At 62.0% G+C, this 16280-nt stretch carries 11 protein-coding genes; 5 read left to right on the forward strand and 6 right to left on the reverse strand.

The features are described 5' to 3' along the window. Window positions 1-29 precede the first annotated feature (29 nt). Complete coding sequence (locus tag OSA81_00565; protein ID MDE0897483.1) at window positions 30-2042, forward strand: hypothetical protein; 2013 nt, start codon at window positions 30-32, stop codon at window positions 2040-2042. A 156-nt stretch (window positions 2043-2198) separates the two neighbouring features. Here OSA81_00565 and speA read toward each other — a convergent pair whose 3' ends face one another. Then, complete coding sequence (gene speA, locus OSA81_00570; protein ID MDE0897484.1) at window positions 2199-4172, reverse strand: biosynthetic arginine decarboxylase; 1974 nt, start codon at window positions 4170-4172, stop codon at window positions 2199-2201. Continuing rightward, window positions 4159-4557, reverse strand: coding sequence for a cupin domain-containing protein (locus OSA81_00575; GenBank protein ID MDE0897485.1), 399 nt, complete (start codon window positions 4555-4557; stop codon window positions 4159-4161). The genes speA and OSA81_00575 overlap by 14 nt, the downstream gene beginning before the upstream one ends. A 327-nt stretch (window positions 4558-4884) precedes the next feature. On the opposite strand from OSA81_00575, the gene OSA81_00580 reads away from it, so the two are divergent. After that, complete coding sequence (locus OSA81_00580; GenBank protein ID MDE0897486.1) at window positions 4885-5877, forward strand: hypothetical protein; 993 nt, start codon at window positions 4885-4887, stop codon at window positions 5875-5877. Window positions 5878-5911: 34 nt separating this feature from the next. On the opposite strand, the gene OSA81_00585 is transcribed toward OSA81_00580, so the two are convergent. The 3 genes from OSA81_00585 to OSA81_00595 form a co-directional block, all read right to left on the reverse strand. Further along, on the reverse strand, window positions 5912-6670 hold the full coding sequence (locus OSA81_00585) for an SDR family oxidoreductase (GenBank protein MDE0897487.1): 759 nt from the start codon (window positions 6668-6670) through the stop codon (window positions 5912-5914). A 279-nt stretch (window positions 6671-6949) separates the two neighbouring features. Continuing rightward, window positions 6950-10012, reverse strand: a complete 3063-nt coding sequence (locus OSA81_00590) for a DUF6067 family protein (GenBank protein MDE0897488.1) — start codon at window positions 10010-10012, stop codon at window positions 6950-6952. A 74-nt stretch (window positions 10013-10086) separates the two neighbouring features. Further along, on the reverse strand, window positions 10087-10740 hold the full coding sequence (locus tag OSA81_00595) for a methyltransferase domain-containing protein (GenBank protein ID MDE0897489.1): 654 nt from the start codon (window positions 10738-10740) through the stop codon (window positions 10087-10089). Window positions 10741-10745: 5 nt separating this feature from the next. Here OSA81_00595 and OSA81_00600 point away from each other — a divergent pair, with 5 nt between their 5' ends. The 3 genes from OSA81_00600 to OSA81_00610 all read left to right on the forward strand — a co-directional run bounded on the left by OSA81_00600 (window position 10746) and on the right by OSA81_00610 (window position 14758). After that, complete coding sequence (locus OSA81_00600) at window positions 10746-11129, forward strand: FtsX-like permease family protein (protein MDE0897490.1); 384 nt, start codon at window positions 10746-10748, stop codon at window positions 11127-11129. A 282-nt stretch (window positions 11130-11411) separates the two neighbouring features. Beyond that, window positions 11412-12725, forward strand: coding sequence for an amidohydrolase family protein (locus tag OSA81_00605; protein ID MDE0897491.1), 1314 nt, complete (start codon window positions 11412-11414; stop codon window positions 12723-12725). Continuing rightward, window positions 12722-14758 carry an amidohydrolase family protein gene (locus OSA81_00610; protein MDE0897492.1) on the forward strand — a complete coding sequence of 679 codons (2037 nt, stop codon included), beginning with the start codon at window positions 12722-12724 and terminating at the stop codon, window positions 14756-14758. The genes OSA81_00605 and OSA81_00610 overlap by 4 nt, the downstream gene beginning before the upstream one ends. Window positions 14759-15014: 256 nt before the next feature. Here OSA81_00610 and OSA81_00615 read toward each other — a convergent pair whose 3' ends face one another. Continuing rightward, on the reverse strand, window positions 15015-16205 hold the full coding sequence (locus OSA81_00615) for an alanyl-tRNA editing protein (protein MDE0897493.1): 1191 nt from the start codon (window positions 16203-16205) through the stop codon (window positions 15015-15017). Between the last annotated feature and the right edge of the window lie 75 nt (window positions 16206-16280).

Genomic DNA, 16280 nt, shown 5'->3' on the forward strand with positions numbered 1-16280 from the left:
ACATCCTCATTCAAAGGGACAACCGAAAAATGAATCCGACTGATTCACCGCGGCACGCCACAAGGGGTCTGCTAGCGCTCTCCCTCATCGGGCTGATCACGCTTGGCGCGTGTAGCGGGCCCTCGTCGATCTCCTCGGGGTCGGCCGGCATCTCGCCCACCATGGCGCGCCAGCCTTTTTCCATGACGGCACCAAGCCCGGACCCACGGATCGGCCTAGGAGCCGGGCTGTTCAACGCCGAAGAGGCCGTCTGGAACTTGAACGTCGTGTCCAAGACACCACCGCCCGAGCGCTTCATTGGGGCGACCAACTCGGACCTCGCGTTCAAGGACAACTACGCGATCCAGGGCAACTACGACGGCGTCCAGATCTGGGACATCTCCAATCCGAGCGCACCGACGACGGTGATTACGTTCGTCTGCCCGGCGTCCCAGAGCGACGTGTCCGTGTTCGGTGACCTGCTCTTCGTATCCGGCGAGGGCATGACCGGTCGACTCGACTGTGGTGAGCAGGGCGTGTCGGAGGCCGTCAGCCACGAACGCCTGCGCGGTATTCGAATCTTCGACATCACGGATATACGGAACCCGCAGCACGTTACGAACGTCCAGACCTGCCGAGGCTCGCACACGCACACCGTGCTCGAAGACCCCGATGATCATGACAACGTGTACATCTACGTGTCTGGTTCGGCACCCGTGCGACCCTCTGAAGAACTGGCTGGCTGCTCGGACGCGCTCCCGAACGACGATCCGGACTCGGCACTGTTCCGCATCGAAGTCATTCGTGTGCCGCTCGCTCGTCCTCAGGACGCGGCCATTGTCAGCTCACCCCGCATCTTCAACGATCTGGCAGCACCGCCGACCCACGGTCCGGCGCCGGACGACCTGGCTGCTATCGCCGAAGCAGAAGCATCCGGTGCGTTCATCGCCGACTTCGGCGGACAGGCGATGGCACTGCCGCCTCAATTCACCTCACCGATTCTCGACAGCATAATGACCGCCCGCGGCGGCTCAACCGTCACGGCCGCAGATAGTGCAGCGCTGCGCGGATACATCCCGACGATGGTCGCCGTCATGATGGGCGGAGGTGCAGGCGAAGACCGTGAAGAGATGGGCCCGACCCAGTGCCACGACATCACCGTCTATCCAGCGATTGGCCTGGCCGGCGGCGCATGCGAAGGGTATGGCCTCCTTCTCGACATCAGCGATCCGGTTGACCCGACGAGACTGGCAGCCGTCGCAGATTCCAACTTCTCGTATTGGCACTCGGCGACGTTCAACAATGACGGAAGCCAGATCCTCTTCACCGACGAGTGGGGCGGTGGTGGTGGTCCGAAGTGCCGCGCCACCGACCCGGTGGAGTGGGGCGCGAATGCCATCTTCTCGCTCGACGGCCAGACGATGGACTTCAAGAGCTACTACAAGCTCCCCGCGGCCCAGACATCGTTCGAGAACTGCGTGGCGCACAACGGATCACTGATCCCGATTCCAGGCCGGGACATCATGGTGCAGTCCTGGTATCAGGGCGGCATTTCCATTTTCGACTGGACCGACCCGAGCAACCCGGTGGAACTCGCATTTCATGACCGCGGGCCGTCCGACGCCAACACGATGGGTCCAGGCGGAAGCTGGTCCGTATATTGGTACAACGGTCTGTTGGTGAGCTCGGAAATTTCCCGAGGGCTCGACATTTTCGAGCTTACGCCGAGCGCGGGACTTTCTCAGAATGAGATCGATGCCGCGAACTCGGTTCGGCTCGACCACCTGAATTCCCAAGGTCAGCCCCAGTACGTATGGCCGCACACGTTCTCGCTGGCGCGGGCGTACGTTGATCAACTTGAGCGTTCACGAGCGGTCTCCTCTGCATGGGTCACAGAGGTACGAGCCGCGCTGACCGCTGCCGAGGCGACCTCGGGGTCAGCGAGACGGTCCGCTCTGTCGGGTCTGGCCGACACTATCGAAGGGCAAGCATCCGAATCGGCGGACGCCGAGCGGGTTCACATGCTCGCACGTGCGGTCGAGGGACTGGCTGGCGAAAGCTGATATGCGACTGGGAGTGGGTGGGGTCGCACTCACCCACTTCCAGTTTCGCCGTACAACATGATCCCGACCCTGCGCCTGCTCACATGGCGTACAGCAAGACAGCTGCAAGACCGCTACGTCAGTACGTTTCGCAGCCGCGGCCCATCTGATTCGCGGCTACTCGAGGTAGGAGTATCCCTCGACAGCCTGATCAAAGAATCGTCGAAGCACAGTTCCTTCGGCGCCGCTCAGGGTTCCCTGCTCTACGGCACCTTCGACATCCCGCAACAACGTTTTGCGAAGTGCAGGGGTGTCGTACTGCACGTACTCGAGGACCTCGCCCACCGTGTCTCCGTCGACGACGGCATCGACTTGCCATCGGCCCTCCGACCCGAGTCCGACGTGCACCACGTGGGGGTCGCCGAGCAGGTTGTGAAGATCCCCCAGTGCTTCCTGGTACGCACCGGTCAGGAAGACCCCGAGATAGTAGGGCTCGTGCGTGCCGTCCGGAGCGCTCAAGGGATGGAGCGGAAGGAGGCCCACCGGCCCATCGGCGCCAGCGAATCGATCAATGCGGCCGTCCGAGTCACACGTGATATCTGCTAGCGTAGCCCTCCGTGTCGGCTCCTCATCGAGGTGGTGAATCGGCATGATCGGGAACAGCTGTTCGATGCCCCACGAATCGAGCAGTGACTGAAAGACGCTCACGTTCGCGAAGTAGACATCGCCCAGCAGGGCCGAGAGCCCCGCCAGATCTTCAGGCAGGTCGTCACCGAGTCTGCGCACGACTGCGTGACCGGTGGCCCAGTAGAGTCCCTCCGCAGCCGCGCGCGCGAGGATGTCCATGTGGCCAAGCGAGAACAGGCTCTTCGATTCCTCGAACGCGTGTTCGGCGTCCGCAAAGATCTCCGCGAGATCGTGCACCTCGAGCGCTTCGTCCTCAAGGCGCTTGTACGCGGCGAGGAGGTCGAGCAGCGGTTGGGGCGGGCTCTCCTCGGCGAGCGCCCGGGCGAGTCGATCATGATCGGGTTTGTCCGGATACCTTCGCGCGCCCAGCACATCGAAAACCAAAAGGCTCGAGTGCGCGACCAGGGCCCGCCCCGACTCGGTGACGATGTCCGGATGCGCGATGCCAGCCTCGTCACAGATCGTCTGAATTCGGTGCACTACATCGGCAGCATACTGTTCGACGGTGTAGTTCACGGACGACGCAGTGGCCGTTTGAGAACCGTCGTAGTCGACGCCCATCCCTCCGCCGAGGTTGAGCGCCTTGATGGGCGCACCGAGGCCGACGAGTTGCACGTAGAGATGGGCGATCTCCCGGACCGCATCCTTCACCGTGTGGATGTCGAAGATCTGGGACCCGATATGGCAATGGAGCATGTACAGGCCATCGAGCATCTCGACGCGTCGCAAATGGTCGACCGCATCGAGCATCTCGGAGATCGTGAGTCCGAACTTCCCACGAATGCCTGCTGAGGAAGCCCAGCGACCGATCCCGCTCGTCGTGAGCCGCGCCCGCATCGCAATCTTCGGTCGCACTCCGTGAGCAGCGGCAAGCTCCGTGATCATCCTGAGTTCCTTCGCCTGCTCAACGACCGGAATCACGTTTCGACCCATCTTCGACGCGAGAACCACCGTCTCGATAAACTCAGCGTCCTTGAAGCCGTTGCAGACGAGGGGCATATCGCTCAGGCCCGCGGTCAGGCCCAAGCCTGCGATCAGCTCTGGCTTCGACCCTACTTCGATCCCGAAATCGAACTCCGACGCGAGGGTGCGAACGTCTTCGCAGAGATGGCGCTGCTGGTTGACCTTGATCGGATAGACCCCCTGATAGCGTCCCGAGTAACCATTCTCACTGATCGCTTCATCGAAGGCCGAACGGATCATCTGCATGCGGTGCTTCAGAATATCCGGGAAACGGATGACGACGGGCGGGTGCAGGTCCCGAGCCAGGAGTCCCTCGACTACATCGTGAAGGTCGATGGCAACGGCGGGATCGCCCGTCGGATACACCTCCACGGTGCCGTGAGACGAGACTCCAAAATACGGCTGCCCCCAATGTTCTACGCGGTAGAGCTCGGCGGAGTCAGCAGGCGACCAGTCGTCCATCGAGCTCATGGCGAGGAGGGGACCGTCAGTTGTCCCCACCTGCGGGTACACTCACCGGCTCCCCCACCGTCTTGATGATATGCACCAGGAACTTTGCCGTCTCCGTGTGGCTGGCGTTCTGAGACACCATGTGTACACTGGCCGGGTCTTCATAGAACATCTCGCCGGGGCCCAGGTTGACGACTTCTCCCCCCGCCACCTGCATGTTGATGCGGCCCTTGAGCACGTAGACGAAGACATGCGCGTTGTGCCGGTGCGGTGGCGACTCCTGACTCGGAGCCAAGTTCACCTCTACAACCAGCATCTCCTGGTTATCTGGAAGCGGCGGTAACGGCATGTTCAGCACCTGAGCTTCGGCCCGTCCGACCAGTAGGCCGAAACCGAGGCCGAGCAGAAGAGCGGTAAGCTGGACGGCTCGTTTCATGGGAACAGCTACCTGAGATGCGGGATCAGTTCGTGGGTGCCTCAAGACATTCACGGGTCATCTACTGATACGCGAGCCCCGCATAGAACTGATTCCATCGGTGTCGGAAGCCGTGGCCTTCGTTCGTGCCCTCCAGACTGACTTACCTGGTGGCCGTTCGCTCCGACTGGCTCGACCATCTGTCGGGGCTCGACCACGGGCGCCCTGGGGTCGTTCGCTTCATCTCAACCCCTTCGCGGTGATCAGCCGACTCGACCCCTGCGGGTAGCGCACACGGAGGGTTTCGCCACATCCTGGTGACCGCACATCCCATCACCGAGCCTACACGTGACCACCCTACTCGCACTCGAAGACATCAAGCCACTCATCCATGCTCCCGAGTTAATCACGGAGATGGAGGCCGGGTTCGTACTCTACTCCGAGGGTCGTGTCACCGTCCCTCCGGTCGGGTTCCTTCACTTCGACGACCCGCCGGGAGACGTGCACATCAAGTACGGTTTCGTAGCCGAAGACGAGTACTACGTCCTGAAGATGGCCTCGGGCTTCTACGAGAACGGAAAATTGGGGCTCCCTGATAGCAACGGGCTTCTCCTCGTATTCAACCAGAAGACCGGCGCCCCTGAGCTCATTCTCATCGACGAGTGCTGGCTCACGGACATGCGAACCGCCGCAGCCGGAGCGGTCGCGGCGAAGCACCTCGGCCCAAGTGCAGCGCAGCAAATCGGGATCGTCGGAACCGGTGTACAGGCCCGGATGCAACTCGAAATGCTGTCGGAAGTGACCGACTGCCGGAAGTGCGTCGTGTGGGGGCGCGATGCAGAGAAGGTGGAGGCGATGATCGATGAACTCCGGAGTAAGGAGAGCATTCGGGACTGGGGCCTGGAGATCGAGGCTGCTCTGACGCTCGACGACCTCGTGACTTCGAGCGACCTCATTGTGACGACCACGTCCGCTCGTGATCCCCTGATCCGAGCAGACCTCGTTCAGCCGGGCACACATATAACAGCGATGGGATCCGATGACCACGGGAAACAGGAACTGGAGGCCGAGGTGCTCGCCCGGGCTGACGTGGTGGTGGCGGACAGCGTGGCGCAGTGCGTCGACCACGGCGAGTGCCACTTTGCAGTTCGCGAGGGCATCCTCGGCGAGGATGCCATTCGTGAACTCGGCCAAGTCCTCCTCGACCCGGCGCTCGGACGCACGAGAGAGGATCAGATCACGGTCGCGGATCTGACCGGGGTCGCGATACAGGACATCCAGGCCGCCAAGATGGTCGCCCGAGCCCTGAAGAATCAGACCGCAGAGAGGACCTCCACGTAACTACGGAGACAGGCCGGGACCAGATCATTACGTCCTAGTGCACGTAGCTGCCCGCATTCACATCAAACGTCCCACCCGTGGCGTGGTCGGCGAGTCCGCTCGCGAGCAGCACGATCAGGGGAGCCAGGTCGGCTGGCTCCGTAAGCCGGTCCAGCGCCAGGTCATTCACGACGCCCTCTTCACCGTGCGCCTCCAGATGACCCTCCGCCATATCAGTCCGCACCCAGCCAGGGGCGATCACGAAGGCGCTCACACCTGATTTTCCAAATGCGCGTGCGATGCTCCGCGTCAGGGCCACGACACCGCCCTTCGATGCAGCGTAGGCGAGTGAGTCCGCATTGTCGCCCCGGAACGCCGCACGAGATGCAACGTTGATAAGGCGACCTCCGCCATGCTCTTCGAAGTGCCCGACAGCGAGACGGCTCAAGATGTCGACCGCTCTCAGGTTCACCGCCATCGTCCGGTTCCACGCGTCCAGCCATTCCTCGCCAACGCCATCGAACGGAATGCTCAGCGCGATACCTGCGTTGTTGACCACCGCGTCGACTCGCCCATAGGCCTCGACGATGTCCGCGAACAGGCGCTGACAAGCTTGTGGATCCGCGAGGTCCGCCTGGAAGGCTCTCGATCCATTCCCAAGTGAAGCCACGAGTTCGTCGGCTGTCGCCTGGCTTTGCCCGTAGTGAACGGCGACACTGGCCCCCGCGCCCGCGAGGCCCTCAGCCAAGCCCCTGCCAATGCCCCGGCTGGCTCCTGTAACGAGTACGGTCTTCCCTGTCAGATCGATGTGCATGCGGCCGTCCAGTTGAGGATGAGCGCGGATTCTGGCGAGTCCGATACACGTCCGTCAAACTTGACTTGCCTCAGAACCCCGGATTCATCGCCGACATCGCCTGTCGAGCAATCGCGCTGGCTCTGAGACCAACGAGTTTCGGAAACCTCAGGCCCGCCCGTACACCCGCACCGATACCGTCCACCTCGCGTCCTGCCCCGTCGTTTTTTCCTGCGACCGACGACTCTGATTCGTGTCGGTTGGATGTCAGCCAGAGTCACTCCGTTGCCCGGGGACCACCTAAGAGGAGGGTCTCAACAAGACGAACAGCCCCCGATTCGCTGGCACCAGCACCCTCTGAGTATCAAGGTTCTGAGCAGTCTGCAGCCCGTCCACTGCGGGAGAAAAAGCGTCCAAGGCGCCGCCAGCACCGGGCAAGATCTCGCCATCGATCTCCAGCGTCACGATCTCATCCTGATCAGACCACGACGCCAGCGCGACCAAGATTCCGTCCGAGCGCACATACGTCGTGGCTAGGACGCGAGGATGGTCGGTTCGGACCGGTGCATCGTCGATCCAGTAGCCCTTCATCTGACTCTCATCGATTCCGAAGTCGTCCATAAGACCCCACACGGGCCGCGGATCGACGTCGCCGTATTTCCTCGCGGTCATGCCGTATAGCATGCCGCGGTAGGGGTGCCCTCCGTCCTGGAGCATCTCTCCCATGAGGCCGAACGGGAGCCCCGACACCTCGGTCATCCAGTAGTCCTCATCGAGGTCGTATTCGAAGTACTCCCCGAACCAGAGTCTTGAGATGAACGGGAAGTGCTCCATATAGAGCATCGCGCTATTCGTATACCCGTCCCGCGGATTGAACTGATTCGCCGAATGAAGGTCGATCACGACTTCGTCGCGATGCTCCTGTAGCACCGAGATCATTCGCTTCACAGTCTCGCGGCTGAAGGCGATGTCATCCAGATACAGGCCATCGATTTCCTGGTTCTGGGCCAACCAGTTCAAGCCTTCGACATAGTAGTTCGTCCAGCGGGAAGTCCCCTTGTTGAGCATCGCCGCGTCATCGACCCGCCAAGCGTGCCAGGCCGAGTGGTACCCATCTTCGAGATGCTCCTGCATCCACGAATGGCCGCCTCCCTCTCCGTCGTTCAGGATCTCCTCACCGAGGCTGCGTAGTGCATACAACTCATGCGCTCGGTATGTGAGTTCTCTGATCGTGTCGTACAACTTCACCTTGATGCCTTTCGCGTGGGCCTCTGCGATGTAGTCGGTCTGAGCATCGAGATTGAAGAAGGGATAGTTGATGAACGGATTGATTTCGTTCGCGTGATGGATATTCACGACAGTCCCGCCCCACGCCTGGACCGAGTCAACCGGGACGTACTGATGCACGAATCGGGTGCGGAAGTGCGCCCCGGTGTCGATCGGCTTGAACGGCGTGATCAGGAAGCGGACGTTGTAGTGCAACTCCTCTCCCGCGGACATGCTGCGAGGGCCTGAGTAGTTCGTCGCGGTCACCGCGCCTGGCGTGGTTTCAATCCGGATCCCGCCCTGTCCGTCGTTCGACCACGACGCTGGCATCCGGAGGGGCTGGTTCTGATAGAAATTCGTGTTCAGCGGGCGCTGGTAATCGTCGTCACGCAGGACGTACTGCAGCCCCTTTTCGATGCCGCCGAGCCAGACCCCTTCCTGATGGTTCTCGATCCCCCACTTCCAGTCCACGGAGTCGGGTCTTCTCCCACCCTTGTGACCGAGGCCCAGCATGTAGTCAGCGGCCTCGGGCTGAATCGCGACGGGCAACGCGAGTTCGTCGAGATTCACGTCCTCCAAGGCCCGCCAAGTGACCCGGTAGTCGAGCATCCCGTCATACTCGAGGGCTCCCTCCACTCGCATCTCGAGCTGTGTCGATCGGTTGGTGGTCTCCCACTCCACGCGACCTCGAGCGACCTGGGTAACCGTATACGCACTCGACTGCATATCGACTCGTTCTCCGCCTGAACGCACGTCGAATGACAGGGGCTGGGCCAGGATTGGCTGAGATGTGTCGAGAAAGTGCGTCAGTTCAGGAGCGAACGCGCTGTAGATGCCATCCGGTAGTCCGGAAGCACCCAGCTCAACCATGCGGCCCAGCACTTCCAGCGCCTTCCCATTTACCCGGACGGGATGGAAGGGCGCGATTACGAAATCAGGATCCGTCCCGACCGTGGAGTTCAGCCACGACAGACGCGTCATGAATTCAGGATCGTCGAACCCGTGGTTGCCTGCGACCTCGGACTGAACATCGATGGTTACCGTGACCTCCTTCGTGCCGGCAGCAGCTGTCGTCACGGTCACGGTCCCAGTATGGAGCCCAGCCGACTCATCGGCCGGGACCTGCACACCGAGCCAGAGTGGCTGCACGCTCCCTGCCTCAACATCGACCCTCTTGTCAAAGTGCTCGCCCTTCTCGTTCACACCACCACAGTTCAAGCACGTGAGCGTCTCCGCCCACGACGCCGGGAATCCGTCGAAGGAAACGTCCACGTCACTCAGGTCCTGGGCACCGGCGACGACTGCAAGCTGGAAGGTGAACGCTTCATCACGCAGCACCTCGCTTTGAAACGCATCCGTGTGTCCCCGCCCGGGCCAATGCTGCGGGAGGAATCGCTTCATCCGAACCGGATAGTCACGGTGTTCGGGAACGAGCGCCCAGCCATCCGGAGCCGCCGCTACGAATGCGCTCGCGGCATCCGCCCCTGCGACGACTTCCATGGGGAAGAAGCTGTGGAAATCGTCGACAGACTGGATATGGGTTACGCGAGCCTTGGGTAGCGTAGCGGCGTTACCATCGCTGACAGTCGCGGACCAGGTGACATCGGGCTGGGAGAGAGATGCTGGATATGTGACCGTCGGGTAATAGCCGCCCGTGGACTCCCACGGCATGTAGTAGATGTGGTAAGTACTCGATCCCGCGTTCGGCTGAAACGCGACATCCCCGGACCCATGTTCGAGGCGAAGCGGAAGAACGTTCTCCAGCGCCTGTCCGGAGCCGGCGTCGACCACGACGATCGCCTTAGACTCCGGAGCTCCATCATGGCGACGCCACGGAATGGTCGCGACGACCACATCTGCCTTCGATGCGTCGACTGTAACTACCGCGCGGTGGTTTCCCCACGACGTCCCGGCATCCCCGGCCGGAAGGTGTGGCTCCCAGTTGCCCGCCTCAAACACTACTCCGTCGATCACGTTCGAAATCGGTGCGGCGGCGAAGGGAGTACCGACCACAGGAATGGGTTCGGCACAGGCAGTAAGGCTGATCAGGAGTACGCCAAGAAGGCGAGGTTGCGGGAGGCTTCGTGCGGTCGTCATGGCACCGTCTGTCGCGAGTCGATCGGGTCGCACATGGTATGGCCAGCCCCTTGAGGGGCCAACCTCGTACGTGTTCAGCCAGTCGCTTGTCGGGTGCACCCGTAGACGAAAGCGGGCGGCATGTTAAAGAGCGTGAAGCCCACTTCAACGTCGTCGAAGCGCCGCGAGAGACGCCTCCTCTGGCTCAGTCCGTACTGGTACTGGAGAAACCGCCCCTCGGGCACCAGCGACTGGTGGACGGCCTCCAGGAGGCGGTCCACCACGTCGTCGTTCATGATCGCAAGGGGAAGGCTCGACACCACCGCATCGACAGATTCGACGCCCTCTTCTTCGAGGACTGTGGGAAGCGTCGTCGCGCATGCCTGCCGGACAGTCAAACGGGAGTCCCGGATTTTCCTCCCATCCTCAACGAAGGCCGGATTGATCTCCAGCGAGATGAGGCGAGCGTCAGGGCGCATCCGCCGGAGCAGCTCCCTCGTCACGCATCCGTTACCAATGCCAAATTCAGCAATGGCGGTCGCGGTAGAGAAATCCACGCCCTTTACGAGGCGGTCAACGAGGTAGCTCGAGCTCGACATAACCGCACCGGACGTGCGGAGGTGCTGGATGTACTTGATGGAGGAGCCCTTCGTCGCACGCTCAGATTCGGAGGCCGAAAGGATGATGTTCGTTGCTGGGGACCCGCACCAGTCCCCGCCTGCATTGAAGCCCGAGACACTGGTTCTCACGCTGCATGTTGACCCCACCGGACAACCTTTTCTACACCTGCTACATACTCGCTGGTGTCGGGGTCTACGGGGCCATTTCATATACGGTGGGGCAGCGCCGGCGCGAGTTGGGGATCCGACTCGCGCTTGGTGCTGAATCGGGACAGGTCACAGGGCAGGTCGCTCGCGAGGGGATGCGTACTGCCGTGATCGGGGTCACCGCCGGCCTCCTGGCCGCTGCGGCGGGAGCGCAGGTACTGGAGAGCTTCCTGTTCGGTGTCAGCGCCCGCGACCCGCTCACTTATATGGCTGGGGCACTTTTTCTAGGCGTTGTCGCGATGCCAGCGTGCTGGATTCCTGCAGGGCGGGCGGGCCGTGCCGACCCGATGGATGCCCTCCGGATGGAGTGACGCCCCGGGCCAGCGCAGCCGGCCGCCCATCGTCGATCCGTCGGGACGTACGCGCAGGGCGTCAATGTTGCGGGATCCGTCGTGTTGATCTGCACGAGTCTCTCGTCGACTCGCCGATCCCGGTCATCCACCGGCGAGCCAAGCGCGAACGACCCGCCCGTGATCGCCCCGAGGCTGAGGCCGCCGACGTAGAGAAACGTGAACTCGCCCGCCGGCGCATCGCCTCCTATCATCGCGCTTCGAGACGAAACCCGGTACGCATCTTCCCGAGGCCTGAACACCGTGACTAGACCCATATCAACGATCGCGTCAGTGGGCATTTTTCTAGGCTGTTTGGCCGACCCCATCTCCGCTCAGCACGTCGCCCTCGTCGGCGGAATGCTCATCGACGGTTACGAGGCACCGCCAGTTCACAACGCGACGGTCCTGATTGAAGGAAACCGCATCGTCGCGGTCGGTCCCTCCAGCCAGATCGAGATTCCCGCTGGGGCCGAGGTCATCGACACCCGCGGCATGACCATGCTGCCCGGCCTGATCGACCTCCACGTCCACACCATGTTTCTCGGTCACGGTGAGTACGCGGAGTGGTTCCCCTTCTTCACGCGGGAGAAGGAAGAGATGATGGAGATCGCGGCCCGTCAGCTTCTCATGGCAGGGGTCACCACTGCGGTGGACCTCGGGGCACCGATCGAGATCATTCGAGTACGCGACCGGATCGATCGAGGCGAAGTGCCGGGCCCGAGGATGCTCGTGAGCGGACCCTGGATCGCAGGCCGGCGGTGGGGCTCGTTCCCGGACTATTTCCAACATGTGGTGAGCACCCCTGAAGAAGCTGCACGGCGGACCTACGAACTCGCAGATGCCGACGTGGACGTGATCAAGACGTGGGCAGGGATGTCCGAGGACATGTTGCGAGCAGTCGTCGAGGCGGCCCATGAGCGCGGGATCCAGGTCCACAGCCACCTCTATAGTCCCGACGAGCTCTGGAACGCGATTCGCGCGGGCACTGACGTGATCCAGCACGCGGGCTCGGCGGGCAACCCGCCATACTCCGATGAGCTGGTTCAGGAAATCGCGCATCGCGGCATTCCGGTGGTGCAGACCATCGCGCACCGACCGTGGGTCTACCAAGCCACCGTGGAATTCCCTGAACGGCTGCAAGACCGGCGACTGGTCGAGACGCTGCCGCCCGAGCTGTATGAAGAATTCCAGCGGTCCTTCCAGGACTTCCGTCGTCTGTCGTACTTCCGCACGACTCCACTGCAGATCCGGAAGAGTCAGCTGTCTGCCGGTCAGTTCATCGAGGCCAACGCGGTCATGGGGATGGGTACCGACTCGGGAAGTCCGCTGAACTTCCACACTGAGTCAGCGTGGCGAGAGATCTCTGCGCTCGTCGATAGCGGGATGACGCCAATTCAAGCGATCTCGGCTGCGACCAAGACGGGTGCGGAGATCATTCGTCGCGGCAACGATCTCGGTACGATCGAGCCCGGCAAACTGGCTGACATAATCGTCGTTCGAGGCAATCCGCTCTTCGATATCAATGTGCTCGGGTACGTGGAGCACGTCGTGAAGGACGGGCGGATCTACCGATGACCAGCCGCTCAATGCTTGGTCGCGGTGGACTCATCGTCCTGTTGACCCTGATCGGCTGTACCCCGGACTCAAGAGACTGGGCCGACCTCAACGAGGACGGCGCGTTCCTCATGTACCGCAGGCAATCTCTGATCGGAGAGGAGACGTTCAGCATCACGTCTGATCAGGACTCGATCGTCGTCCGCTCGCTACAGGGCGAGAACGAGCGGGGGCGTATCACCGGGGTGCAGGCGGAACTCCGCCTCGGGATAGATCTCTCACCCGCGCTATATGTGAATCAACGCATCGCGGATAGCGACACGACCAACATTCTCGAGGTCGCGTTCGAAAGTGACGTCGTGACGATCCGGGAGAAGGCGATGGAGGTCGTCACTGCCTCCTCTGCCGCAGGCTTCCCGCTTCACAGCAACATCCCCGCCGCCATGGAGATGATGCTGTATCACTACTACCTCGACCGCGGTCTCGGGTCGCTACCCACCTTGCCGCGAGGCGAGGTCAGGATCACGCGAAGGGGCCAGGACGTCGTCGACATCGACGGGACCCCGACCACGCTCGACCGCTACGTGGTCGAAGGAATCAACTGGGGCCTGCGCACCATATGGCTCAATGATTCGAACGACTTGGTCGCGCTCGTTCAGGCCAATACCCAGTTCAGAGAAGCGATCCGGAAGGGGTACGAAGAAGCCCTGCCCTTCTTCATAGAAGGAAATGTCGAAGAGCAAATGCGCACGCTTGCCGACTACACCGAGTCGCTGCAAGGCGAGCAGTCAGAAGTCACGGCACTCGTTGGGGGCGACGTCGTCGACGCACTTAGTGATGTCACTCGGCGCGACATGACCGTGATCGTCGCGAAAGGGCGCATCAGGGAGATCGGCAGCATCAGCGAGGTCGTGATCCCATCCGACGCACGCGTGATCGATGTGTCGGGGAAGACGCTGATTCCGGGGCTCTGGGACATGCACGCTCATTCGAACCAGGTCCAGTGGGCACCCGCGTACCTGGCGGGCGGGATCACGACCATCCGTGATCTGGGCAACGAGCTCGAGTTCGCCACGGCCTTCAGGGATGCCGTCGCGAACGATGGTGCGATGGGCCCAGACATTCTTCTCGCGGGGATGGTGGACGGAGCGGGCGTCACCGGGAACGGCGTCATTCGCGCGACCACGACAGACGAGGCCCGCTCCGTCGTGGCCCGTTACTTCGATGAAGGCTACAAGCAGATAAAGATCTATACCGCAGTGGAGCCTGAAGTCCTCTCGGTACTTACCGAGGAGGCCCACGCGAGGGGGATGACCGTGTCAGGGCATGTGCCCCGGGCGGTAGGCAACGCAGTCGAAGCGGTCGCACGAGGTATGGATCAGTTCAACCATCGAGAGTTGTTCCTGTCGGTGCTCTTTCCTGACGAAGAGGTAGTCGATCTCGGCGGCCTCTACCTCTTTGACCGTGAGCTGACGCGCGGCCAGATCAGAAGGGCGACCTCGTTCTTCCTGGAACACAGAATCGTCCTCGACCCCACGATTTCACTCGACATCATTCGGAACCTGCCGAGAGGCACTCCCGTCGAAACCGTAGAGCCGGACGTCACGCGTATCGCGTATGAGCTCTGGGAAGGGAAGAGATTCCTGCCGGGTGTCAGTCCGCTGCGTGCCGCGCAGATGACCGAAGACGTGAAAAGAGCGATGGAGATCATCGGGACATTCCATCGGGCCGGCGTCCCGATCGTCGCGGGAACGGACAACGTGGTACCGGTCTTCAGTCTCTACCGGGAGATGGAGGCGTACCACGACCTCGGGGGGCTCACACCTCTCGACGCACTGCGGACCGCAACGATCATCCCCGCGCGAGCGATGGGGATGGCCTCGAAAACCGGCACGCTGGAAGTAGGCAAAGAAGCGGACATAGCGATCCTGGATCGCAATCCGCTCGACGACTTCGTGAATATCCGGAGCGTGTCTGCGGTGATGACGAACGGGAGATACTACCAAAGCGCGCTGCTATGGCGGGCCGCTGATTTCGAGCCGGGGCGGAACTAGCGGCATACATTTCCATAATCGCCCCCCATGCTGCTGGTGCTCACATAGCGAGGAATCGCACCGCGAACGTCAAATCCAGAGTCAGTTCCGCTGGCAGTATACAGGGCCTAGGGAACGAACCCGAAGACAAGCAGGTCGCCTGCTCCAGAGGGCCACCCACAGCCGTGACACCTCCCGGCCTCGGTATCTCGAGTCTCTGGACTGATCCAAGTCGCTGACTAGAGAACGAGCGGGAATCGCTTCGGGTGGGCCGCGGTCATCCGAGCAACGAGGCAGCCTCCTCTAGACGCGAAAGAGCTGTTGCTCGACCCTGAAAGAAACGACCGGACCCGCCGCCCCGCCCCCCAAGAACCTCTGCCACCTGCGGCCCAACCTCAGGCACGTCGCACGGGCTCGCCTCACCGGCACCAATGAGAAACGCGCCGGACTCTCCTTCACCGGCAGTGAGCAAGACCACTCGATCGGGGGCTAGGCGACCCACTTCCCTAGCGACCCGCTGCAGAAAGGACAGATCACGACCCGGCCAATGCGAGATGAGTACCGGCTCGACTCTCTGAGCCAGCCCAGCGGCACACGCGGTAGCGAGGTTGTCCTCAATGCTTCGCAGCGTGCGCTGCGACTCCCTTAGTTGTTCGAGCTTCGCTGCCGCTGCGGCCACCAGTTCGTCGTCGGACGCACCGAATAGGGATCGCAGTTCCGCATTTCGAGCGTGATGCGCGGCGTGAAGCCGTCGCAGTCGCACGCCCGCAACGTAGAACAGACGAGCGCCGCCTCGGACGGATTCGGTTCCCAGCAGCTTGAGCCCTTCGAGCTCCGCGGTCGAAGAAAGGTGCGTCCCGCCGCAGGTGTTGAGGTCAATCCCATCGATCTCAACAAGCCGAACACTCCCCGCGTGTCCCGACGGTAGCCCACGGGAGCGGACTGGCATCAGCCCGTACTCGTCGGGACTCACTTGCTTCGTGGTGATCGGTCTTGCCGCCCGGATCTCAGCGGCGACGGCCTCTTCCAGCTCTTCGAGCTGTTCGGCTCGCACGTCAGAGGTGTCGAGCTCGATGTCCGAGATTCTCTCACCCAGGTGGAACGCAGTGGTGGCCCACCCAAACGTGGCCTCCGCGATCGCGGTAAGCAGATGCTGTCCGGTGTGCTGTTGCATATGATCGAACCGCCGGCCCCATGCCAGCTCGACTGTGATGAGATCGCCCCCTCTCGGGACGGTCACGCGCTGGGGGGCAAGAAAGTGGCGGACCTCTCCTGAGACCCGCTGGACATCACAGACCTCGATACTGTCGATCGTTCCTCGGTCTGCTGGCTGGCCACCTCCCTCGGGATAAAGGATCGTGTCCTCGAGTACGACGTAGGATCGACCCTCCTCTCCACCGGACCTGACGACTGTGGTCTCGAGCCGCGTTAGTCGCGGATCCCGCTCGTATGCAAAAATATCGGGCACGACGGTCTCCCCCTGTGTAGGACGGCCCCCCCTGATCGGCGGATCCCCGTGAAGTGACAGGTAACATGGGAGAAA

The organism is Longimicrobiales bacterium, assembly GCA_028823235.1.
In the GTDB taxonomy this organism is placed as follows: Bacteria; Gemmatimonadota; Gemmatimonadetes; order Longimicrobiales; family Gaopeijiaceae; genus UBA2589.